Genomic DNA, 22,661 nt, shown 5'->3' with positions numbered 1-22,661 from the left:
ATCTCTTATTGATGTTTGACAGATTGGTTTACAGATTGTTTCCGCCTTCAAAAGCGGTGCTGAAGCTTACAGGATCTAAGGCTTGAGTGCTATTAAATCATCGCCAAGTCCTGAGTAACTGTGGCTCTAAGTATTACGTGAGAAGCTCGTCAATAAAGCAGTCGCTCTGTCCATGGAGTCAAATTTAATTAAGTAAGTACTGCTGGTATTATGAGTAGCTAAATCTGTAGGTCGTGTTAAATCAATCAATTGAGCTTGCAGTTAATTTATCTTCAGGTTACCAGGCGCAGGTAATTGATTTGTTGTTAATCCGATATCACTCCGGCTGCGATAAAAGCGGTTTTGATCGGTCATATCAGGAACACGTCTCTCTGGATCAAAACTGAATTTCCCTGTCGGCTCTATAAAAATATTCCCAGAAACGTTGACTGAATCTACAGAAGCACGCCATGTAAATAGCTGTGTTGATCCCGATTTTGCTGAGCGCTCATCCGGGGATCTGTCACGGTCAATCACAATCCAGTTGCCAGTCATTGACACACTAGAAGGCTGTGCCGAGCCGCCACATGCCAGGGACTCGGTACCAACACTAATAAGATCATTATTGTCGGTATTTGCTCCATGTTGTAGCACGCTACCTTTAATTTCTAGCTTTCCTCCACAAGGAAAGTCGATTGTGCGGGAATGCTGTCCATCCAAGCCTGCTATAACGCTTCCCTCTATCAAGGTATCTACCGCGCGGCTTTTGAAGATATGCCCATCACCAAATGGTCGTCGTATTATTGAATTACGAATAACGACCCGGTCAATGGACCCCGCATAAAAACCATGACCCAATGTTGATGATTTATCTTTCCAGCCAGTATTTTCGATGAGGCTGTCTTCTAAAGTTAGCTCGCCTCCACGATTATCCGTAAGAACCCCAATAACAGTACGATCAATATGAGCGCGCTTTAGGAGTAAGTTGAAATTCTGTCCTTCGGCTTTTATGCCCGCGCAGTTGCCTCGTTGGCAATTTGCTTTAACGCCTTCGCCATGAAAGTCTTCAATCACCACTCGGCAGTGATTGCAGGAAATATTGATAATTGCCTTGGCATTAGCGACACCTCTGAGAGAAACATCTTTTAATCCCAATGTTAGTGGTTTATTGATAAATAAGCCTTGAGGGTAAATGCCTGGTGGGATAATTACTTTGCTACCAGGTTTTGCATTATTGACTATTTTCTGGGCGTTATGCTTTGAGTACTCTATATGCTTTGGTTTATTCGGATGTTTATAGGCCCAAACCTTTGTTTCATGGGTAGATAAATCAATAAAAAGTTCTTCTGTCCCTAAGTAAACCAATTTTCCGTCGAGGTGTTGGCCCTCTTTTAATGGATCGTTCTTTCCCCAAGCTATCTTCGTAATTGATAACAATATAGCCAATAGAAAAATAAAACGCATTCTCACCTCCTGCAGGTGCAATTAAATCAACAAGTGAGGGTATCAGGAGTCGCCGAATAGAAGTGTCTCAAAATTGTCTCCTCGTTTGCTACCGAGGCTGTTTCAGGTTTCAGTTTATTTATAAGGCATTAGTAATGCCTAGGGTGTCGCTTCCTAATCACCCAGCGGTAGCAAATCAATTTCTCATGAGGTACTAGACATCAAGTTTTAAATGTTTTCTGGCTGCTTTTAGTACTTCAGGGTCTGCTTCTGGTGGAGAGAGGTCCATATCTTTTTCCAGTGCTTTAACAACGGTTTTAAGGACTTTTATGCGCGCATACCATTTATGGTTAGCGGCGATTGGGTGCCAAGGAGATGTGATTGTCGAAGTTTGTTCAAACATTTGATTGATCGCTTCGTCGTATTCGGGCCAGCGTTGGCGGTTTCTGATATCTTCTTCAGTTAGCTTCCAGCGTTTGATCGGGTTGCTGAGTCGTTCAGCAAAGCGCTTGAGTTGCTCTTTGGGTGATATGTGCATGAATACTTTAATGATTCTTGCATCATCATCAGTTAATAAGCGTTCAAATTCGTTGATCTCTTGATATGCCCGTTGCCATTGTTGTTCCACGGCAAAGCCTTCAACTCTTTCTACTAATACGCGTCCATACCATGAGCGATCAAATATAGCGATTTCACCGGGGGCTGGTAGGCGTGTTTGGAAACGATAAAGATAATGCTTACCTTGTTCTTCTTTTCTAGGCGCGCCAATAGGGTGTACTTGGAAGCCGCGAGGGTCGAGCCGCTCCGTGAGTCTGCGAATGGCTCCGCCTTTGCCGCTGGCATCCCAGCCTTCGAAAACAATGATGGCGCGTTTGTTGGCGTGAAAGTAGGCCTGTTGGGCATGAAGAAGTCTTAGTTGCCATTTTTTAAGATCTTTTTCATATTTGCTTTTGGAGGCAATAGTTGATTTTTTAAATGAAAGCGATGAAAGGGTGGGGGTGTTTTTTTCTAAATTTATTTTGGATGGTTTTTGCATAGCTATCTCACTCATCAAATTTGATATGAGTGTAGCAGTGTTAAAAGCTATCTCAATACATAGTCTTGCTAGAATTTGATGTTTGCTTGCTATAAAAAAGATTTTCTAAGGCGAGGTTTCAAGAGTGGTGCCGGCACCAAGAGTCGAACTCGGGACCTACTGATTACAAGTCAGTTGCTCTACCAGCTGAGCTATACCGGCACTGCATGAAGTGGGCGTATATTAATGAGATGGGCTTTTGAGATCAACCCCCTAAAACAAAATAACTCGAAATAAATTAGTAAGATAAGCGAATTGTTCAAAAAGAGAACAATTCGCTATGTAATGAATTATTTTTCGAGCGGGATGCGGATTTTCTGTCCAGGGTAAATAAGGTCAGGGTCTTTGATGACTTCTTTGTTGGCTTCAAAGATTTTGGTGTAATCGTTACCGTTCCCTAAGTGCTTTTGTGCAATAGCCCATAATGAATCACCAGACTCAATAGTATAGTACTCAACATTGGCAGCAGTTTTATCTTCTAGGTGTAAGGCGTCTGCTTTTACTTCTTGGATACCTTGAACGTTGCCTGCCATTAAAATCGCTTTTTCATATGCGGCTTGGTCTTTTGCTGATCCTGATACTGTCGCTATTCCATCTGCAACTGTTACTTTAAGGCCGTCAACACCCGGGTTATCAGATTCAATGTGTTTCTGGATTTCTTCAGCAGGGTCTTCATCTGAACCGAAGAGTTTTTTCCCAAGGTTCGAAGCAAAGTCAAATAGGCTCATAACAGATTCCTTTGTAAGTTTTGAATAGGCGTTCATAAGTTAGTGCTTATGATTTCATATTGAATCTGAACATTAGCTGGCCAGACGGAATATTGCTAGCCAGTGTGGTTAATATATGAGTATAAAAAAGCCCCTGCAAGCAGGGGCAAAAAACAACTCAATAGGAAAGAGTTGAAAGTAGGGATGTGATAGATACGTGGTTTCGTGAATGCAACACGAATGTCTCTATCGACTAATACTATCGATTTTTATTGTGCGCTGCACAATTATACTTTAGTATAATATATATATGTTATTGATATATATATATATTTTGATAGTTACATGAATTGTGCGCTGCATTTATTTTCAGTTAATCTTGAGTCTTTTCATTATGTTTTACGCGGAAAATATGAGCGGGATACGTGCCTATGATACGAACTTCTTTCGCAAAAAAATCAAGCTCTTGAAGTGCGTATTGCATTTTTTTCTGCTCAGGGTGACCTTCAACGTCAAGATGAAAGCTGGTTGCTTGCATTGTATCTGAAGCCATATAGCTTTCTAATTTGACAGCGTTGACTCCATTCGTTGCAAAGCCGCCTAAGCCTTTATACAAGGCGGCTGGTAAGTTACGAACGGTAAACATGATCGTGGTTATAAAAGTAATGTTAGGTTGTAGTTTTGGCATATGGCTATCTTTTGCCAAAATAACAAAACGAGTGGTGTTGCCGGTTTTATCCTGAAAGTTTTCTCTAAGGATTTCTAAGTCATAAAGTTCTGCGGCAAGGCTGGAGGCAATTGCTGCATGGCCTGGCTCTTCGATACTTAATAATGCTTCGGCTGCACCTGCTGTATCGAGGCTTGCAACTTGGGCTAGATTTAAGCTTTTGGTATTGCCGTCACACTGTGCCAGTGCTTGGGGGTGTGAAGATACTGTCCGCAAATCTGATATTTTAGTGCCTTTCTTGGCGACTAGGCAGTGGTTTACCGGCTCAAAGTGTTCGCTAATAATATGGAGTTGCGTTTTAGGCATGAGGCGGTAAATTTCTTCTACTCGACCCGCTGTTGAGTTTTCCAGCGGGATCATCGCAAGCTGGGCTTCGCCGCGTTCGACCATAAACATCGCGTCAACAAAACTCTCACAGGCAAATGCTTCCATCTCTGGGTAAACATGGTGGCATGATAAATGAGAGTAGGCGCCTTTATGGCCCTGATAAGCGATGATATTGGTGCTCATGATAGTGTGTTTCCGTCAGTCAGTTGTTATCCATCAATCGCTCATTATGTCACAGGCTTGTATACAGGTTGAATCTTTCTAAGTGATAATCTATTGAGTTTTCTTAGATATTATTTGCGTATAGGAGGAAGGTTTGCAGGTGAGGCGTCCCGTTATCATATTTATTATTGCTGCTTTGTGTAGTTTGGTCGTTTCTTGGCAGGCATATATCTATACGCGTGGTTGGGGTCTCGTTCAAATTCACCAGCATGGATCTTCAAGATTGTTAGATACTATCAGTGCGTTACGCGTAGCTATTGATCAGTATCGATATTTGCCCTTTTTGCTCTCGCAAAATCGTGATGTTAAAGACCTTCTGGTGCAATCTAATCCGAGTAAAGTAATCAAGGTTAGCCGCTATTTGGAGCAAACTAACTTGGTTGCAGGTTCTGCTGCGTTGATTGTTTTAGACCTTAAGGGAGAAGTCGTTGCTTATAGCAATTGGAGAGAAAGAGGAGCGACAGCACGGCGCTATTATCAAAATGCACCGTTCTTTCTTCAGGCGCTATCGGGAGAGCAGGGGCGTTACTTTATGGTAGATGATAGCGCCACTCAGCCTTCTTACTATCTATCTGCTCCGATTTACCATAGGCAACAGTTGATTGGTGTGTCTGTTATGAAATTGGATGTGAGTGCACTTAAAGAGCAGCTTTCTCTTGAGTATGCTTTTTATGTGGCTGACCAACATGGGCAATTGCTGTTTACTAGCCTGGCATTATTACAGGAGGCTGGGTTGCCGCGTTCTGGGCTGAAAAGTTTTGGTGTATCAGGTTCTGAATTTAAAACATCGGCAAGTGCATGGTCGCATGGCTCGGTTATAGATGAAAAATTGTTCGATGATCGTGATATTTCTATCTGGAAATTAGATGGTAAAGAACAGTTAAATGAATCGGTGATGCTTGATGACCTTAAATGGGAGGTCGGTGTTCTTAGTCCTATAAAAGCAGCAGAGCAAAGAGCAGTTTATGCTGGCTTTACGGTTGCGGGTGGCTGTCTGGCATTTGCGTTGCTAGTTTTATATTTACGAGAGTATCGATTAAAACGGCGTTCACAAGCCTTAGTGCTTAGGGCGCAGCGAGATAGTGAGCAACGACAGCGTTATATTATTAATACCGCACAGGTTGGTTTGATTACTGTGGATAAGCAAGGCGTAATCGTTTTTGTTAATCCGATGGTTATGCAGCAGTTTGGTGTTTCTTTGTCGTTGATAATGGGGCGGCCATTAGCGGCATTGTTTGCGGATATTGATCAATTCACACCACTGAAGCGTTGGTTAGAAGGTCTTTCGCATGGTGAGTTTACGCCCATAACAGGGTATGAAGTTGTGGGGCGCCGCTCTGATGGCTCGGTTTTTCCTGTGCTTTTTTCAATAAGAATGATGACCGCCGCACCACAAGTCAGTTATCTGGTGACTATGATAGATATCACCCGCCGTAAGCGCTTGGAGTACAAACTGCGAGAAGTAAATGAATCGCTAGAAACAAAGGTTTTACAGCGAACACAAGCGCTTGAGGCCGCGCAAAATGAGCTGATTCAAGCTGAAAAACTAGCGGCTTTGGGGCGAATGTCAACGGCTATGGTGCATGAGCTAAATCAACCTCTAACGGCTATGCGTAACTACCTAGCTATAATACGTCGACTGTCAGATCAGCCCGGTTTGCAGAATGAAAACTTGAATAGGGTCAATGGCTTAGTCGACAAGATGGCGCTGATTACAGGTCAACTTAAAACTTTTGCTTATAAAAGTGCAGGGGCGTCTGGCCTTGTTGAGTTAGTTTTTTCAATTCAGCATATTCTTGGGCAATATAAAGAAAGGTTTGTAGAGCAGTCCATTGATTGTAGTTTTGAGCATGAATTAACGTGCTACTGGGTTCATGGTGATGAAATACGTATAGAGCAAGTGTTGGTTAATTTGATTACTAATGCTTGTGACGCCATGCTTCAGTTACCTTCGGGACAGATTTCTATGACACTTCGTTTGCTTGATAATGATAGACAAAGTATTGATCAGGATTTGGAAAGCCCTTGTCATGACTGGGTGGTGCTTAATATACGTGATACCGGAGAAGGGGCGACAGATGAGCAGCTAGCGCACATGTTTGAGCCATTTTATACGACTAAGAGTATGGGCGATGGCCTTGGTTTAGGTTTGCCTATTGTGCAGGGGATTGTTCGGGATTTAGGCGGAATAGTGGATGTGGTTCGTAATCAGGAGCAGGGTTTATGTTTTTCAGTATCCTTGCCGCTAGCAAAAAACACAGGGGGAATCTGATTGGATATTCGAGGGCATGTGATTTTAGTTGATGATGAGGCAATGGTGCGTCAGTCAACAGAGCAGTGGCTAAAGGTTTGTGGGTTTTCAGTCGATAGCTTTGCCTGTGCCGAAAGTGCTATGCAAGCAATTGATGAGAATTTTTCTGGTGTGGTTGTTACTGATGTGAAAATGCCTGGCATGGATGGGCTTGAGTTATTACGTGAAGCCTTGCTGAAAGTCTCGGGCATGCCCGTTATTTTATTAACTGCTCATGGTGATGTTGATATGGCAATAAGCGCTATGCGAAAAGGCGCTTATGATTTTATTGAAAAACCTTATGTTCCTGAGCGCTTAGCAGAAACAGTGCAGCGTGCTTGTGAAAAACGCCGACTCGTATTAGAAAATCACAAACTGCAGCAAAACCTTGTTTCTATGTCAGGTGTGGATGCGAGAATTATTGGTGTTTCTCCTGCAATTCAGCGCTTAAAGCGTGAATTAGTAAAGCTGGCAGAGCAAGATACGCATGTTATCGTCTATGGAGAAACGGGCACTGGAAAAGAGCTCGTTGCCCAGTGTTTGCATGAATATAGCCATCGTAAAAAGCACAATTTTGTTCCTATTAATTGTGGTGCAATTCCAGAATCACTGATTGAAAGTGAGTTATTTGGACATGAGGCAGGCGCATTTACCAGTGCTGCAAAAAGGCGGGTAGGTAAGTTTGAATACTCTGATAAGGGTACTTTGTTTCTTGATGAAATTGAGAGCATGCCTGCAAACTTACAGATTAAGCTGCTGCGTGCTTTCCAGGAAGGTGTGATAGAGCGTTTAGGGTCAAATACTGCTATTGAGGTTGACCTTCGTGTGATTGCCGCGTCAAAAGTTGATTTGAGAGATGATGATAACTTTAGAGAGGATCTGTTTTATCGCTTAAGTATTTCTCAGTTGCATATTCCCCCTTTGCGAGAGCGGCTAGAAGATGTGCCTCTGTTATTTAATCACTATTTGAAAATCGTTGCCTCAGACCATGATAAAAACCCACGGACGTTGTCTGTCCATGATCACTCAACTCTAATGAGTTACCAGTGGCCGGGTAATGTGAGGGAGCTGAAAAACATAGCCATTCGTTTTTCGTTGGATGCGGACCTGTCCGTTGCTGATATTCTTATGGCATCGGAAGGGATGTCTCATACAAGTAAAATTCATTCTAAAGAGCTGTCGTTAGCAATCCAGGTGGCCAATTTTGAGGCAGACGTTATTCGTGATGCGCTAAGTTTTCATCAAGGTAATATCAAATTAACAATGGAGCAGTTGGATTTGCCCCGCAGGACGCTTAACCAGAAAATGATTCGTTATGGTATTAATCGTAACGATTTCAAGTGCTAGTTGTTAGAGCCGTGCGCTAAGCACCATTACTGTAGTGTATTTTCAATAGGTTTCTAGAATAGGCAATAAATAGCGCATTGTTCTAGAAACAACTCTCTACGAAGTCTAATACTCTTATGAAAGCCTGTAGTTTCGAGGGCTTTACCCACTAAGCCATTTATTGCCTATTGGTGTGCGAGTATGAGCAATAAAATGCTTATTTTTGTTCATTAAGTCTCTAAAAATAATAAATTATCATATAAAACAATGAGTTATTTTTTTGGTCTATTATCTGCTTTATATGTTTTGTATCCAAGCTGCATTTATAACAATCATAAAAAGGTGACAGAATGAAAATCAGTAAACGAACATTGGTAAAAACACTTTCCATGGCGATTGCACTTAGCACAGTAGCGGGTGTCACAGGCCTTGCTCAAGCAGCCGAGAAGCGCTCATATATCTTAGCAACGGCTTCAACAGGCGGGACGTATTATCCTGTTGGTGTCGCTTTAGCAACCTTGGCAAAGGTAAAACTAGAGCCAAAGCATAAGATATCTATGTCTGCTATTAACTCTGCAGGGTCTGGAGAAAATATTAAGCTATTAGGCGAGAACGAAGCGCAATTTGCGATTCTTCAAGGTTTATACGGTGCATGGGCATGGGAAGGTGAAGGCAAGTTAAAAGCGAATGGCCCACAAAAAAACCTACGCTCTGTTTCTATGCTATGGCAAAACGTTGAGCAGTTTGTCGTTAAGAGCCAATATGCAAAATCGGGCACTATTGATGATATTAATGCATTGGATGGAGAGAAGTTCTCAATAGGTAAAAAGAACTCAGGAACAGAAGGTTCTGGGCGTGAAATATTGAAAAACCTAGGAACGGATGCCGAAAAGTTCAACTTTGCTTACATGGGGTATGGGTCATCAGCTGATGCGCTGCAAAACGGAACCATTGAAGGGATGAATATTCCATCTGGCGTGCCTACTTCAGCGATTACTCGTGCTTATGCTGCGATGGGTAGCGATATCACAGTGCTTGATTTTACCGATGAGCAAATAGAAAAAGCAAACGGTGGGTATAAGCTTTGGACTCGATTTAACATCCCGGCCAATACTTACCCTGGTCAGACGAAAGAGATTAACACCATGGCGCAGCCAAATTTTTTGGCCGTTCGTGATGATGTTTCAGAAGATGATGTTTATATGCTGACCAAAACTTTTTATGAAAACCTACCTTTCTTAAATGGTATTCATAAGGCTACTAAAGCGATGGCGCTAGATAAAGCAATTGCTGGATTGCCTTTGCCTTTACACCCTGGTGCTGCACGTTATTACAAAGAGATGGGACTATCTATTCCGGCTCACCTGATCGCTAACTGATCATCTCATAAGGTGCGACTGTTATTCTGTCGCACCGGTTTTTCTTTTGTCTTTATAAAACCAAGGTGAGTAATTATGACTCAGGCATCATCTATTTCTGCTCAGGACACTGCGGAAAAATTAAAAAAATTGGAGTTAGCGCAGCGGGATGATGCCAGCCCTATAGGTCGCTTTATCTACTGGGCAGGTGTGTGTTTTGCCATTGCTCATATCTACTTTAATACTTTGGGTACCTTGTCAGAGTTATGGGTTTCGGCCCTGCATTTTGGCGGTTTTGCCTTACTTTGCTCACTTATGTTTCCCATGATCAAAGGCCCTGGTGGCGCTAAAAAATCAGTTCTTTTTTTAGATATTCTGCTCGGTGTCGCTGCTGTAGTCTGTGCTTTATATTTGATTGGCTTTGAAGACGCTCTGTATGAGCGTGGCGTGAAGTTTGTCAATTTAGACTGGGTGTTTTCAATCCTTGCGATTGGTATCGCTTTAGAGCTGACAAGAAGAACCACCGGCTGGTTTATCCCTTGCATGATCTTGTTTGCACTCACCTATGTGTTTTGGTGGGGACCGTACATCGACGGTATGTTCGGGTTTGCTGGGTTAAGCCTTGAAACGGTGATGTACCGTAGTTATTTTTCATCAGAAGGGATGTTTGGGCAGATTGCCCGTATCTCTTGGACTTATGTTTTCATGTTCATTCTCTTTGGTGCCTTCTTAGTAAAGTCTGGTGCCGGAGAGTTTATTATTGAGTTATCCCGCTGTGCTGCCGGGCGCTTTGTTGGCGGGCCAGGTTTTGTTGCTGTGCTGGGATCAGGTTTGATGGGATCTGTTTCAGGCTCCTCTGTGGCTAATACCGTATCAACGGGTGTTATTACTATACCGCTGATGCAAAAAGCAGGTTTTCCGCCACGTTTTGCTGCCGGTGTAGAAGCGGCGGCTTCTACCGGTGGGCAGTTGATGCCTCCTGTGATGGGAGCCGGTGCCTTTATTATGGCGTCGTATACTCAAATTCCTTATGTAGATATTATTGCGATCGCTGCCTTGCCTGCGTTGTTATATTTTATGTCAGTTGGTTTTTATGTGCGTGTTGAAGCACAGCGTAGTCATGCTCAAGCTGTCGAGCTTGATACTCGACCCGTAAAAGACGTCTTAAAAGAGGGCTGGCATTTCTTGCTGCCACTAGGCGTTTTAGTCGGTTTACTTATCTATGGTTTTACACCGACTTACGCGGCGGGTATTTCTATCTTGTCTGTCATTGTCTCTTCTTGGTTATCGAAAAACCCAATGGGTATTAAGGATATCCTTGATGCCTTGGCGCAAGGTTCAAAAAACATGGCGACAACCGCTATCTTATTGATTGCTGTAGGTTTGGTTGTAAATGTTGTGGCGATGACAGGGATTGGTAATACCTTTTCTCTGATGGTCACTGAGTGGGCGGGAGGGAGCTTATTAATTACCTTGGTATTAGTGGCGCTGGCATCTCTAGTATTAGGGATGGGATTACCCGTAACTGCTGCTTATATTGTATTAGCGACACTGTCGGCCCCTGCACTTTATGGCCTGATGGCTGAGATGCAATTGGTCCAGTTAATTATGGATGGCACTTTGCCCGAAGTGGCGAAAACGATCTTTATGTTAGTTGATATGGATAAAGTCGCTTTATTGGCTGCGCCGATGTCTGAAGTGGATGCATTAGCAATGGTTGATATGATTCCTACTGATTTAAAGGGGCAATTATTACAGCAAGCGATTGATCCGACTTCTTTAGCCATGTTGCTGCTTTCTGCTCATATGATTATTTTTTGGCTGTCACAAGACTCAAACGTTACCCCGCCTGTGTGTTTGACTGCTTTTGCTGCGGCGGCCATTGCTGGAACTCCGCCGATGGCAACGGGGATGACTGCTTGGAAAATAGCTAAGGGTATGTATGTTGTTCCGGTTTTGTTTGCATATACCAATTTTATTGGTGGATCTGCCACGGAAGTTTTGACTATCTTTGCATTCTCTCTTTTCGGCATGTATGCGCTGGTAGGTTTTATGGAAGGCTACTTGGAAGGGCCGTTGCCGCTCGTGTTGAGACTCATGTCAGGAGTGGCTGGGCTGGGGCTGTTATGGCCGCACCATCAAATCCTAGTTAGCCTCATATCGTTGTTTATTTTTGTGGCTATATTTATCTATAGTCGTCGTCTGGCCCCCTCGAATGCAGCTGTTGTTTGAGATGAGCGTTTTAAAGGCATTATCGGGGGGAGTATTAAAAAAGGTGTCTTAATAGAGGTGCTCAAAGAATAAGTGTGAGAGTCAGTATTGCCATATATTGTTGGTTTTTACTTTTACTGTCTGGTTCACCCTCGCCTTCATAGCTTTGAAGGTTGGGGGTGAGGCTAGAAGGTCTAAAGCAAAAAAGACTTATATTTCGATGGAGTTCATTAAAATCTTGTAGTCATACGCAATTAGCTTCCAGCGATGTAGATCTTTTAAATGGCCTATTCTTTCTAAATAGGGCTCTGATAACTGGCTGTTCATCTGTGAAGTGTTGTGTTGCCATACCGGTGGTATTAAAGCGTCTGCAACATGAACTGCAGTTAGTGGCTGGAAGCTTTGGTCTTTCGATAGGAAGGGGATGGGGTGAAACAGTATTGCTTCAACAGTTAGTGCTGGAATGCCCCATAGCGCCATAAGTGCGGCCCCTACCTCGCCATGATAAACCCCCATGATTTTTCTCTCTGCTGCATGCAAGGGCTTTTCTTCCTTTACGGTATACTGCAAAACTTTAAGGTATGCCGCTGGATCTTGAGAGGCCATCACTAGAATACCTATATCATGAAGCAGCCCTCCTAAAAATGCCTGCTCCATTATGCCTTTTTCTACACCGATATCTTGGCAAATATCACGTGCCAGCCTTGCGACTAATAAAGAGCGTTGGTTGGTTTTTTCAAATGAGAAATATTTCCAATTTCTGTGAGGAGGGTAGATGCCAGATGTTTGGCTGGATAGTGCCAGTCCGCGCAACATGCGAATGCCGATCATGGAGACAGCTTCTGGTATATGGCTGATTTGGCGCGGTAAGCCAAAGTATGAAGAATTAACCAGTTGAATCATTTTTGCACTTAACGCAGGGTCGCACTCGACAATAGCTGCAATTTTTCGTGCATCGGTAGTATCTGAACTTAGCTCTTGAGTGAGTGCTTTATAAGTTGTTGGTGCTGCAGGAAGTTGCTTCTTTTGGCTAATAAAATGTTTAAGTGTTGGTCGGTTTATTAAGCGGGTGATTTTGAATAAGTATTCGATAGTTTGAGCTATCTGTTTAATGCTGGATGGGTCAGGAAAAATGCGATGTGTTAACTCGAGTTTTTGTGCCATTTCTTTAGGTGTTTCAAGCTTACTGCCCAGTTGGAAGCGCAGTATTGAAGGGCTTATTTCTTGGATTCTTCGCAGCACGCTGAGCTCTGTGTAGTCTTTCACAGAGCTGCTTATGATAATGGCGTCATAGTGATCAACTTTAAGACGGGCTATTAGTACTTCTGGGTCGTCAATACAGAAGACTTCCCAGCTCTTTTGAGTTTTTTGGAGGAGCTTTGGCCAGTTAAGGTATTCACCATGAGGATCAAGCAGCATCATCTTGATGTTTGCTTCAGCAGAAATTTGTTTCTCTGACATCGCTATGGTTACTCAAAAGGTTACTCAGTGTTTTATAAGCGCGTTAAAGCCGATAATGATCACTATCGGCATTAGACCTTATGCTATCACTCATGCGGGTTGGATATCGCCTAGTAACGAATTGATCTTATTGATCTGTATCATCGGGTAGATCATCAACAGGCTTCGAAGAGTTAATTTCTTGAGGTCGGTTTTCCTCACGCATCACGCAGTAGATTCTAAAACCAAATACTGTAATTAAAGCACCTAAGAGATCTACTACTGCAACAATAGGTAGCTCAATTAATATACTGCGCTCTTCCATGTTAGACAGTGTATGCGCTATCGGCATTTCAATGAGCTGAATCCCCGTAAAAAGAATTGCTAAACCGGGTAGTAGAGTCCAGAAATAGTCTGAAGTATCTTTCCAGCTCTGCTTTAAGCTATTAAGTGCAGACTGTTTCTCTAAAACACAAATGTAATCAGCAAAGGCAAGGCGAACTCCAATATACACGCCGGGTAATATGAAGAGTAATAGCCCACCAAATACGGCAAATGAGGTTAAAATAAAGGTAAATAATAAGCTGCGCCAAAACGATAAACTAGCATAAACGGCTTGTGATGCAGCAATCGGTGCATTCTCTAATTTAGACTGCATGAATAAAATAGTGGCACCCCAATAAATGGGTAAAAGTGTTAAGCTAAGAATTGAGATATAGGCGGTTTTTTCTCTAAACTCATTAGTATCAGTTACATTGATATCTAACCAAAGCGCTAGTCCATTGAGTACAACTAAGAAAGGCAGTTGTATCTTAGCAATGACAGTAAAGTTTTGTTTAAAAAAGAAAAAGCTTTGTCTAAGGTATTCAAAAGTGCTCATAAATAATTATTCTACGACAGTTTATAGAGTGCGGTTGTTTAGAAAGCTATTAACAGTATCTACAATAGCTTGAGTTTGAGGGTCTACTTCCATATTAATCCTGTCGCCCTGTTGAGCGCTGCCAAAAGTGGTAACAGCTAACGTTTCAGGAATCAGGTGAATACTAAAGCGTGAGCCAATAACCTCACCTATCGTTAGGCTGCAGCCATTTAACGACACAAAACCTTTTGGTAACAGGTACTGGAGTAGTTGCTCAGGTGCTTTTAGCCAAAGCGTACAATTGTCTGTTGTGCGAACAATTTCATCTATAGTGACGACTGATGAAATATGCCCTGATAGTTGATGGCCACCAATTTCATCACCATAGCGTGCAGCGCGTTCAAAATTAACAGTGTCGCCAACATCAAAACTCCCTATGTTAGTGACTTGTAATGTTTCTTCGATAACATCAAATTGAACTTCGTTTTGATCGAATTCGGTAATCGTTAAGCAGGTACCGTTAACGGCGATGCTCGCGCCTGTTTGTAGGTTTGAGGCGTTGCGCTGCGGTAAGCTGAGGCGTAGTTGCATAAATTGGTCACGCTTGTTTAGTGCGATGACTTTGGCTAGTCCTTGCACAATACCTGTAAACATCTTTACCTATCCTGTGTGTTGCGATTAATCTGAAGCGTAGAGGATAGCGTATATAGAAGTAAAATACCTGCACCTTAGGAGGTTCGCATGCATTATCTGATCAGTGGTGGGACAGGGTTTATTGGGACTGCATTGATTCATACTTTATTGGAAGAAGGGCATCAGATAACGGTCATTTCTCGAACGCCAGAGAAAGTGGCGCTTCTTTTTAAAGGAGCAACTCAAAGTGTTGCTCTTACACAAGTAAATAAGATAGCTAAAAAGGTTGACGGTGTTATTAATTTGGCGGGAGAGCCCATCGTTGATAAGCGCTGGAGTGAGGCGCGTAAGCAATTATTACGTGAAAGTCGTGTTGATTTTACGAAAGAGTTGATAGCGCAGCTAAAGAGGGCTTCTGCTCGGCCCGAGTTTTTTATTAGCGGCTCAGCTATTGGTTTTTATGGATCGCATGAAGGAGGAGCGCCGTTGCACGAGGGGAGTCACCCTATATCAGGGTTTACACATGATTTATGTCGTGATTGGGAAGCAGAGGCTTTGGAGGCTGGAAAGCTCTTGGGAGCGCGGGTGTGTTTAGTCAGAACCGGTGTGGTATTAGGTGTCGGTGGTGGCGCGCTAGCAAAAATGTTACCGCCTTTTAATTTAGGTCTGGGTGGGCCAATTGGTGGTGGGCAGCAGTGGATGTCATGGGTTCACTTATCTGATGAAATATCAGTCATTCGATTTTTGATGGAACACCAGACTTTATTGGGAAGCTTTAATGCAACTTCTCCAAACGCGGTCACAAATGAGGTGTTTAGCCAAACTTTAGGTGGCGTTTTAGATAAGTCAGCCAAGCTAAGAATGCCTGAGTTTGTGATGAAGTTATTGTTGGGCGATGCGAGTGAGTTATTGCTAGAAGGGCAGAGAGTATATCCTGCCCGCTTGCTCGATGCAGGATTTGAATTTACTTATCCTGATCTTGAGGTGGCTTTGCAGCATTCTCTTTAAGAAGTTTATCGTTGCTGCTTTCGCTATTGTCTGTCTTTGATGGAGTCGTGTTTAAGAGGTTCGATGGGCCAATCTCGGATTGAGACTCCACGTTTTTGGAATGCGTTTGGGTGAGGTGGAATAACGTTTTTTCTAGCTGTTCTTCGATGCGTTCTAGTTGGTTTTCAATTCGGCTTATTCGACGAATATTTTCATCTTCGCGTTCAATCATATCCTTTTCATCTTGTTCGATAAAAAAAACAGAGAAGCTCGCTGTTAGCATGGAGAATAGACCTATTCCCATCAAAATAAGGAAAGCACCAAAAAGTCGCCCTGTGGTGGTGCTAGGAACAAGGTCTCCGTATCCTACTGTAGTAATAGTAACCCAAGCCCACCAAATGCCATCTAAGGGGGTTTCGAAGGCGGGGTCAATACCTGAGATGATAAAACCGGAAAACAGCATGATAAGGAGGCTAATGAAAAGTGTCAGGCCTAAGCTATGGCGTGATAGAACAGAGCGCACATCGGTGGATATACGCAGGAAGATACCAAACATAATGAGTAAGCGTAGGCTTCTTAATATACCCGCATAAAAGGTTTCCATTCCCCATATAATGGGTAAACCTCCTATGATAATGACGATGTTCATCCAGTTGTTGAGCAAGTACTGCTTTTTATTATCCACTAGCGCGAGCAATATACTGGTTTCTGCAATGAAGCATAGCCAGATGAACCAGTCAGTGAAAAATGTAATGCCTGGTGCGGATAAGCCTTTTTCTCTGAGGTACCAGTCAACAATGATCCAGAGTGCAACCAGCATCATTGGTCCTTCTAGGCGTCTAGACCAACGTTTTGCTTTCACATTTTCTTGATCGCTTACGCCACCAAATCCGAGTTTGCTGAGAAAGGCCTGATGTTTTTGGTAAGTCATTGCTGTCTTTGCCTCGTCATGCTTTTCCGTTTTGACGCCGTTTGCGAAGAGTTTCTATCGCTTGTAAAAGCAAATCTCCCTGCCATAAGGATTTCTCATGTGAGTTGAGGTGTTGCTCTAAATCGATAATAAGAAAGTCGAGTGTTTGGTTTTTTGCTAGCTGGCTAATATCTTTAGAGCTTTCGATAAATGTTTCTGGCCAAAAATGCTGCGCCCATTCGATTAGGCGAAGTTTGCTGATGTCGACATTGTTCTGTTGGCATGCCATAGCAAGTGCTTGAAAAGTATTTTTTTCAGCCAGAGAGTGCGTATGTTTCTTCTTCTCTTTTTGGCGCTCATTTACCGCTTCTCGTTTTTTCTGAGCATGCTTTCTTAGTTTTCTTAGGCGGCTGTAGCTGTAAAGCCAGCCAAGAGATGACATCATGCTGACACCGGCCAAAAAAGCAATCAGAGGAATGTGCCCGGTATCTTTTATGTTGGTTGTCGCAGGTGCTGTAGTACTGTGGGTCGGTGTTGGTTCGTCTTTTACCAGACTAGCCGTATTGCTCAGTGTGTTTTGCGGTGCGCTTTGTATCTTAGCTGCATTCACATACAAAATAACAGGAGGTAAGGACGCTATCTTGCTACGATCTTCATAGGTGTCCCACCAATGTATATCAATAGGAGGTAGGGTTATTTCTCCTCGCTCCTTCATTGTGATTTTAAGTGTTTCAGTGCGTTTGCTGATGAGGCCTTCCTCGTCAAAGCTTTCATCGAGCTCTGTACTTAGGAGTTCAATATCAGCGAGTTCGTTTTTTAGCACTGACAGAGAAGGTAAGCGCGCAGCAGGTAGGCCTCGGGCCGTCAGTGTTAATGTCCGAATTAAAGAGGAGTCAGGCCCCAGTGGTGCTTCCTTATCAATGCTCTCTTCTAATTGAAGAGAGGAGAGCGGTAGCCAGTAACCTTGTGAGTTACTGTTGGCTTGCGGAAGAATGGCAATTTCAATTTCACCTCCTTGTGTTTCAACGTACTGGTCTGTTTGAGAGGTGCCTGAAAAAAGAGGTGCTTCAATAAAGTGAGTACCAGGGGCATCAGGAAAAATCACGTAACGCCTTTCTTCAAGGAAGTAAGGTCGCCCCTTTACTGATGTTTCACTGCGTTTTACATCATCAGCAGGAATAATTAGCGCTTGATTTAGGAATGGGTCTGATAGTGCGGCGTTCTTATGTAAAGGGTCTTTATGGAAAAGTTTGACGGTATATATTAATTGGCTACCTTGGTAGGCCTCAGTATGGTCAATAGAGGTTTCAATAAAGATGGGGGCGCGTGCTGCTTGCGGGGATGGTATTGATGAACCGGGAGGTGTATTTACGCTACCCGTTACTAATAAAATAATAGGTGAACTCTGTTTTCCGTTGATAGAAAGTGCAGGTATTTGTAGTTCGCCCGATTTATTAGGGCGCAAGAGTACTTGCCAGCGTGTAGTGGCTTGGCGAGTGTTTCCTTGGAAGCTCGATATGGTGATTTTCTTACTGCCCAATAAATCAAAGTCTTGATTTAATACAGATAAGTCAGGCCTTTGGGGCTGTCCCTGTTGAGTCGACTCTATGGTTAAGCGGACAGTCTCATTAGTGGAAATACTGTATTTGTTGAGGTAAGTGTTTACGTCTGCGTGAACAGATGAGGCAATGGTTAATATGAAGAGCAGGAAAGTTCGCATTCCGAGTTCGTGATCCAAGCTGAAAGTAGATAAACGAAGAGTCATTATTCATTAAGCAGCCTGTAATATCAATGACTTGATTAGTAAGGGCTAAATCTCTTTAGGGTGGCGGTTTGTCTTGGTTTATATGCAAAATATAGGTTGTTTACATTGATGTGTAGCCTTGGATTGCTTCACTACTTAGGGTGTTGGGGCATATAATAGCAACAGAATTTGAGTGAAGAGAGCGACAATTACGCAGCTATGAATGAAATTATTGTTGATATACGTATTTCTCCCGATGAATATGTAAAGCAATATCGGGCCCCCAGTTGTATGGTTTCTACTTATGCAAGAGATGGGCGCTCTGTGCGCTTTCCTGCTGATATTTTGCAGCCTTTTTTGCTTCATAACGGTATTGTTGGCAGCTTTAAAATTAGCTTCGATGCAGCAGGTAAATTTAAAACAATCATACGAATTGTATAGGCGGGATGTAAAACTGTCGTTGCGCCGTTATAATGCCGCCATCTTTTTTCAAAAACGGTTTGGTTATGCTCTATTCTTTAGCAAAATCCCTAATGTTCAGCATGGATGCAGAGCGCTCGCATCATATTGCTTTAAGCAGCATGAATCTGTCTGCTTCACTTGGACTTCCGTCACTACTTGGCGCTGAAAGTCTTGATGTGCCGACAGAGGTTATGGGTATTCGTTTTGCAAACCCCGTTGGTCTAGCGGCTGGGTTGGACAAGAACGGTTCTGCTATTGATGGACTCGCGGCAATGGGGTTCGGTTTTGTTGAGGTGGGCACCGTGACTCCGCGCCCTCAACTGGGTAACCCAAAACCGCGTTTGTTTCGTATTCCTGAGCATAACGCCATCATAAACCGTATGGGTTTTAATAATCATGGTGTTGATGAGTTACTTGTCAATATTGATAGAGCGCGCTATAACGGCGTCTTAGGTATTAATATTGGCAAGAATAAAGACACCAGTAATGAAGATGCAAACAGCGACTATATCTACTGTTTAAGGAAGGTATATTCAAGAGCGTCGTATATAGCGGTTAATATTTCATCTCCAAATACACCTGGGTTGAGAACGCTACAGTTTGGGGACTCTTTAAATACGTTGCTTGAAGCGCTTAAAAACGAACAGGCCAAGCAAGCAAATCTACATGATCGTTATGTACCCATCGCTGTGAAAATAGCACCTGATATGACAGATGAAGAAACAGAGATGGTTGCTGAGTCTTTGAAGACATATGAAATGGACGGAGTGATAGCGACCAATACGACAGTTTCTCGTGAAGGTGTGGAAAGTTCACCCATACAAGCTGAGGCTGGTGGGCTGAGTGGTGCGCCGGTACGAAACAAGTCGACTAAAGTTATTCGCACTTTATCTAAAGCGCTTGATGGCGCCTTACCGATTATTGGTGTGGGTGGCATTACTGAAGGTTTTGACGCGGCAGAGAAAATTGAAGCGGGCGCTAGTTTGGTTCAAGTGTATTCCGGTTTTATTTATAAAGGGCCCGCTTTAGTTAGCGATTCTGTTAAGGCGATTCAGGCATTGCCTATAAAATAATGGCGAAGATAAAAGAAGCTCCTCACGTAGAGGAGCTTAGTCTGTTGTAAAGGGGAGGTAACATTAATGTAGTGCTGGGTGAGCCTGAATGGCTGATACACCTACCATTCCATTCCATTGTGCTTCTCGACCTTCACGCCATCCACTCATCCAGTGGCTGCGTAAGTCGATTACTTTAACAGGACAATCATCATGTGATTTCCCACTTAGGCCTGCCTGAAAGCCGCGATTGAAAAGAGTTGAAGCTTTATCGCGTTTCTGTCTCTTCATATAGAAAGTGCCTCTGTTACGTTATTATTAGAGTGTGAATCTCTGAGACTGGATTTTCTCAAGGTTGTGATTTATTCCATTTTTGGCTCATCACAGACCTATATAGATAACGAAATTTTTTAGAGAATGCGATTGGAATTATCTATTAGTAATTTGTTTTTAATAGTAAGCATTTGCAAAAAAGGTGCGCTATCAGCAGCTTAGATCAGTTTGTTAATGCAGAAAAAAGATATGAAAAAAAATCACTACTGAGTGATTTTTATTGAATAAAATTGTAACTGTTTGATCTCATGGTTTTTTGCAGACAGTACCCCTAAATTGGAATATATATGAAATTTTTTGCAACCTGTCCAAAAGGGCTGGAATTACTGCTAGTCACTGAGTTAACCGAATTAGGTGCAGCTGAGGTCAAACAAACGGCGACGGGTGCTGAGTTCAGTGGTGAGATTGAACAGGCCTATCGTGCGTGTTTATGGTCGCGTTTAGCTAATCGGATTTTATTACCTCTTATTGAAGAAAACGTAGAAACAGCTGAGCAGCTCTATGATGCGGTGCAATCGGTTAACTGGTTGGAGCATATGCATGAGGACGCTTCAATACTGGTGGCGTTTACCGGTAAAACAGATTCTATTAATCACACTCACTTTGGTGCCTTAAAAGTTAAGGATGCCATCGTTGACCAGGTCCGCGATAAAACGGGAGTGCGCCCAAGTGTTGACCGTGATAATCCTGATTTACGAATCCATGCACATATCTATCGCGGTAAGCTGAGCTTGTCACTGGATTTATCTGGCGGTAGTTTACATCGCCGTGGTTATCGAACGCGTGCAGGGGCCGCACCATTAAAAGAAAATTTGGCAGCTGCTATATTGCGCCGTGCTTCGTGGCCAAAATTGGCTGCAGACAGCCCTGTTCTGTTTGACCCTATGTGTGGTTCAGGCACCTTGATAATTGAAGGCGCTTTAATGGCGGCAGATATTGCGCCGGGTATATTACGTGAGCAGTTTGGTTTTGAGCGTTGGAAGCAGCATAAAGCAGAGCTTTGGTTAGCGCTGCTAGATGAAGCCGATGAGCGTAAAAAAGCCGGTTTAGAGGGCCTGACTGCACGCTTTTATGGATCGGATCAGGATGGCTCAGTGCTTGAACTCGCCAAAGATAATGCCCAAAGAGCAGGTGTTAGCGAGGTTATTAGCTTTAAGCGGGCTTCTGTTGAGCAGATGGTAGTCCCAGAAAACTCTCCTGGGCTACTTGTTACTAATCCTCCTTATGGCGAGCGTATGGGAGATGAGTCTGAACTAATGTTCTTGTATCGTCATATTGGCGATGCTCTAAAGCAGGACTTTGCAGGTTGGAAAGCTGCCATCTTTACCGGTAACCCTGAGCTATGCCAAGTCGTGGGGCTTAAAGCAGATAAAAGCTATAGCTTAAATAATGGCCCGATCGATGGCCGTTTGTTTTTGTATACCTTATATGCAGATCGCAATGACGTTAAGCCCGGTGAAGAGAGCACGGAAGAGGTTGTGGCAGCGCTGAGTGATAACGCTCAAATGTTTGCCAATCGCCTAAAGAAAAACCTCAAAAGCTTAAAGAAGTGGCAAAAACAGCAGCAAATCGGGTGCTACCGTCTATATGATGCAGATATGCCTGAATATGCAGTAGCCGTTGATTTGTATAATGACTGGGTGCATGTGCAGGAATACGCAGCTCCTGCTTCGGTTGATAAGGTAAAAGCCTTTGATCGTATTAAAGACGTGCTGGCGGCTATCCCTGAAGCGCTTGACGTTAATCCGCGTAAGGTCGTATTAAAGCAGCGTAAGCGCCAAAGCGGCACAGGACAGTACAACAAACAAGCCAGTGTTGGGCGCTTTTTTGAAGTTCAAGAGCATGGCTGTCGTTTTAGAATTAACTTACACGATTACCTTGATACCGGTTTGTTTTTGGATCACCGTCCTGTGCGCCATCAAATTCAACAGCAATCAGATGGAAAAGACTTCTTGAACCTGTTTTGCTATACCGCCTCTGCGAGTGTGCATGCCGCGGTTGGTGGTGCTCGTTCGACAACCAGTGTAGACATGTCGGCGACCTATCTTCAGTGGGCAATGAAGAACATGGCACTGAATGGCTTCAACAGTAAAGACCATCACTTTATAGAAGCAGACTGTTTAAGCTGGTTGAAGAAGCAGCGTAAGCCTGCCTATGACATGATCTTTCTAGACCCGCCGACGTTTTCAAACTCTAAGAAAATGTTAGATGTACTGGATGTGCAGCGCGATCATGTTGACCTGATCAAGCTATCAATGCGACTACTGCGCAAAGGTGGTGTACTTATCTTCTCTAATAACTATCGCCGCTTTAAGCTGGATTATGAGCTACTTTCAGGTTTCGATATTAAAGAAATCACTCAGAAAACCATCGACCCTGACTTTAAGCGCAATGCGCGTATTCATAGCTGCTTCGAAATACGCTGGCCTTAAGTTGGTGCGATACTTCCTTTTGGCATAATTCATGCTTTGTATTAGTGCGACACAAGACCTCTTTTAGAGGTCTTTTTGCACCAAACGTGCGCGTCTCGTTATTTACTTTAGATAAAACAAGGTATTAGCTCAAAATTTTGAGTG

Annotated in this window: 18 protein-coding genes and 1 tRNA gene; 8 read left to right on the top strand and 11 right to left on the bottom strand. The window is 43.1% G+C overall.

Going from position 1 to position 22,661, the window contains the following annotated elements; genetic code table 11:
* Nucleotides 1-261: 261 nt before the first annotated feature.
* From NEJAP_RS11870 to NEJAP_RS11850, 5 genes are all read right to left on the bottom strand, one after another.
* Complete coding sequence (locus tag NEJAP_RS11870; protein WP_201347442.1) at nucleotides 262-1,443, bottom strand: hypothetical protein; 1,182 nt, start codon at nucleotides 1,441-1,443, stop codon at nucleotides 262-264.
* Nucleotides 1,444-1,636: 193 nt separating this feature from the next.
* Entirely contained in the window at nucleotides 1,637-2,458 is an 822-nt protein-coding gene (locus NEJAP_RS11865) for a polyphosphate kinase 2 family protein (RefSeq protein WP_201347441.1), read from the bottom strand.
* A gap of 125 nt (nucleotides 2,459-2,583) precedes the next feature.
* Nucleotides 2,584-2,659: transfer RNA gene (locus tag NEJAP_RS11860), tRNA-Thr, on the bottom strand.
* A 128-nt stretch (nucleotides 2,660-2,787) separates the two neighbouring features.
* Nucleotides 2,788-3,225 (bottom strand): peptidoglycan-binding protein LysM, encoded by a 438-nt coding sequence (gene lysM / locus NEJAP_RS11855; RefSeq protein ID WP_201347440.1) that lies wholly within the window; start codon nucleotides 3,223-3,225, stop codon nucleotides 2,788-2,790.
* A 352-nt stretch (nucleotides 3,226-3,577) separates the two neighbouring features.
* Nucleotides 3,578-4,441: a prephenate dehydratase gene (locus NEJAP_RS11850; RefSeq protein WP_201347439.1), complete on the bottom strand. Its 864-nt coding sequence runs from the start codon at nucleotides 4,439-4,441 to the stop codon at nucleotides 3,578-3,580.
* A 139-nt stretch (nucleotides 4,442-4,580) separates the two neighbouring features.
* Here NEJAP_RS11850 and NEJAP_RS11845 point away from each other — a divergent pair, with 139 nt between their 5' ends.
* The 4 genes from NEJAP_RS11845 to NEJAP_RS11830 all read left to right on the top strand — a co-directional run bounded on the left by NEJAP_RS11845 (nucleotide 4,581) and on the right by NEJAP_RS11830 (nucleotide 11,686).
* The gene (locus NEJAP_RS11845) at nucleotides 4,581-6,752 is read left to right on the top strand and encodes a sensor histidine kinase (protein ID WP_236591143.1); all 2,172 of its coding nucleotides are present in this window, start codon (nucleotides 4,581-4,583) and stop codon (nucleotides 6,750-6,752) included.
* A complete protein-coding gene (locus tag NEJAP_RS11840) occupies nucleotides 6,753-8,117 on the top strand; it encodes a sigma-54-dependent transcriptional regulator (protein WP_201347437.1) in 1,365 nt (454 codons plus the stop codon). It begins immediately after the preceding gene.
* Nucleotides 8,118-8,446: 329 nt separating this feature from the next.
* A complete protein-coding gene (locus tag NEJAP_RS11835; RefSeq protein WP_201347436.1) occupies nucleotides 8,447-9,475 on the top strand; it encodes a TAXI family TRAP transporter solute-binding subunit in 1,029 nt (342 codons plus the stop codon).
* 75 nt (nucleotides 9,476-9,550) lie between these two features.
* Nucleotides 9,551-11,686, top strand: coding sequence for a TRAP transporter permease (locus NEJAP_RS11830; RefSeq protein WP_201347435.1), 2,136 nt, complete (start codon nucleotides 9,551-9,553; stop codon nucleotides 11,684-11,686).
* A 189-nt stretch (nucleotides 11,687-11,875) separates the two neighbouring features.
* On the opposite strand, the gene NEJAP_RS11825 is transcribed toward NEJAP_RS11830, so the two are convergent.
* The 3 genes from NEJAP_RS11825 to NEJAP_RS11815 form a co-directional block, all read right to left on the bottom strand.
* Entirely contained in the window at nucleotides 11,876-13,126 is a 1,251-nt protein-coding gene (locus NEJAP_RS11825) for an HDOD domain-containing protein (RefSeq protein ID WP_201347434.1), read from the bottom strand.
* Between the two features lie 127 nt (nucleotides 13,127-13,253).
* Nucleotides 13,254-13,985 carry a YciC family protein gene (locus tag NEJAP_RS11820; protein ID WP_201347433.1) on the bottom strand — a complete coding sequence of 244 codons (732 nt, stop codon included), beginning with the start codon at nucleotides 13,983-13,985 and terminating at the stop codon, nucleotides 13,254-13,256.
* A 21-nt stretch (nucleotides 13,986-14,006) separates the two neighbouring features.
* The gene (locus NEJAP_RS11815) at nucleotides 14,007-14,618 is read right to left on the bottom strand and encodes a riboflavin synthase subunit alpha (RefSeq protein WP_201347432.1); all 612 of its coding nucleotides are present in this window, start codon (nucleotides 14,616-14,618) and stop codon (nucleotides 14,007-14,009) included.
* A gap of 87 nt (nucleotides 14,619-14,705) precedes the next feature.
* On the opposite strand from NEJAP_RS11815, the gene NEJAP_RS11810 reads away from it, so the two are divergent.
* Nucleotides 14,706-15,605, top strand: a complete 900-nt coding sequence (locus tag NEJAP_RS11810) for a TIGR01777 family oxidoreductase (protein WP_201347431.1) — start codon at nucleotides 14,706-14,708, stop codon at nucleotides 15,603-15,605.
* Here NEJAP_RS11810 and NEJAP_RS11805 read toward each other — a convergent pair.
* Together NEJAP_RS11805 and NEJAP_RS11800 are read right to left on the bottom strand one after the other, a co-directional pair.
* Nucleotides 15,562-16,515 carry a potassium channel family protein gene (locus NEJAP_RS11805; RefSeq protein ID WP_201347430.1) on the bottom strand — a complete coding sequence of 318 codons (954 nt, stop codon included), beginning with the start codon at nucleotides 16,513-16,515 and terminating at the stop codon, nucleotides 15,562-15,564. The genes NEJAP_RS11810 and NEJAP_RS11805 overlap by 44 nt on opposite strands.
* A 16-nt stretch (nucleotides 16,516-16,531) precedes the next feature.
* Nucleotides 16,532-18,259 (bottom strand): BatD family protein, encoded by a 1,728-nt coding sequence (locus NEJAP_RS11800; protein WP_201347429.1) that lies wholly within the window; start codon nucleotides 18,257-18,259, stop codon nucleotides 16,532-16,534.
* A gap of 168 nt (nucleotides 18,260-18,427) precedes the next feature.
* Here NEJAP_RS11800 and NEJAP_RS11795 point away from each other — a divergent pair, with 168 nt between their 5' ends.
* Nucleotides 18,428-18,679 carry a DUF2835 domain-containing protein gene (locus NEJAP_RS11795; protein ID WP_236590913.1) on the top strand — a complete coding sequence of 84 codons (252 nt, stop codon included), beginning with the start codon at nucleotides 18,428-18,430 and terminating at the stop codon, nucleotides 18,677-18,679.
* Nucleotides 18,680-18,744: 65 nt separating this feature from the next.
* Nucleotides 18,745-19,773, top strand: coding sequence for a quinone-dependent dihydroorotate dehydrogenase (locus NEJAP_RS11790; protein ID WP_201350597.1), 1,029 nt, complete (start codon nucleotides 18,745-18,747; stop codon nucleotides 19,771-19,773).
* A gap of 63 nt (nucleotides 19,774-19,836) precedes the next feature.
* Here NEJAP_RS11790 and rmf read toward each other — a convergent pair whose 3' ends face one another.
* Complete coding sequence (gene rmf, locus NEJAP_RS11785; RefSeq protein WP_201347428.1) at nucleotides 19,837-20,043, bottom strand: ribosome modulation factor; 207 nt, start codon at nucleotides 20,041-20,043, stop codon at nucleotides 19,837-19,839.
* Between the two features lie 329 nt (nucleotides 20,044-20,372).
* Between rmf and rlmKL the strand changes: the two genes are divergently transcribed.
* Entirely contained in the window at nucleotides 20,373-22,517 is a 2,145-nt protein-coding gene (rlmKL, locus tag NEJAP_RS11780) for a bifunctional 23S rRNA (guanine(2069)-N(7))-methyltransferase RlmK/23S rRNA (guanine(2445)-N(2))-methyltransferase RlmL (RefSeq protein ID WP_201347427.1), read from the top strand.
* The last annotated feature ends 144 nt before the right edge of the window (nucleotides 22,518-22,661 follow it).

The organism is Neptunomonas japonica JAMM 1380 (assembly GCF_016592555.1).
Classification (GTDB): Bacteria; Pseudomonadota; Gammaproteobacteria; order Pseudomonadales; family Balneatricaceae; genus Neptunomonas; species Neptunomonas japonica_A.
This window is presented reverse-complemented; position numbering and strand designations above follow the sequence as displayed.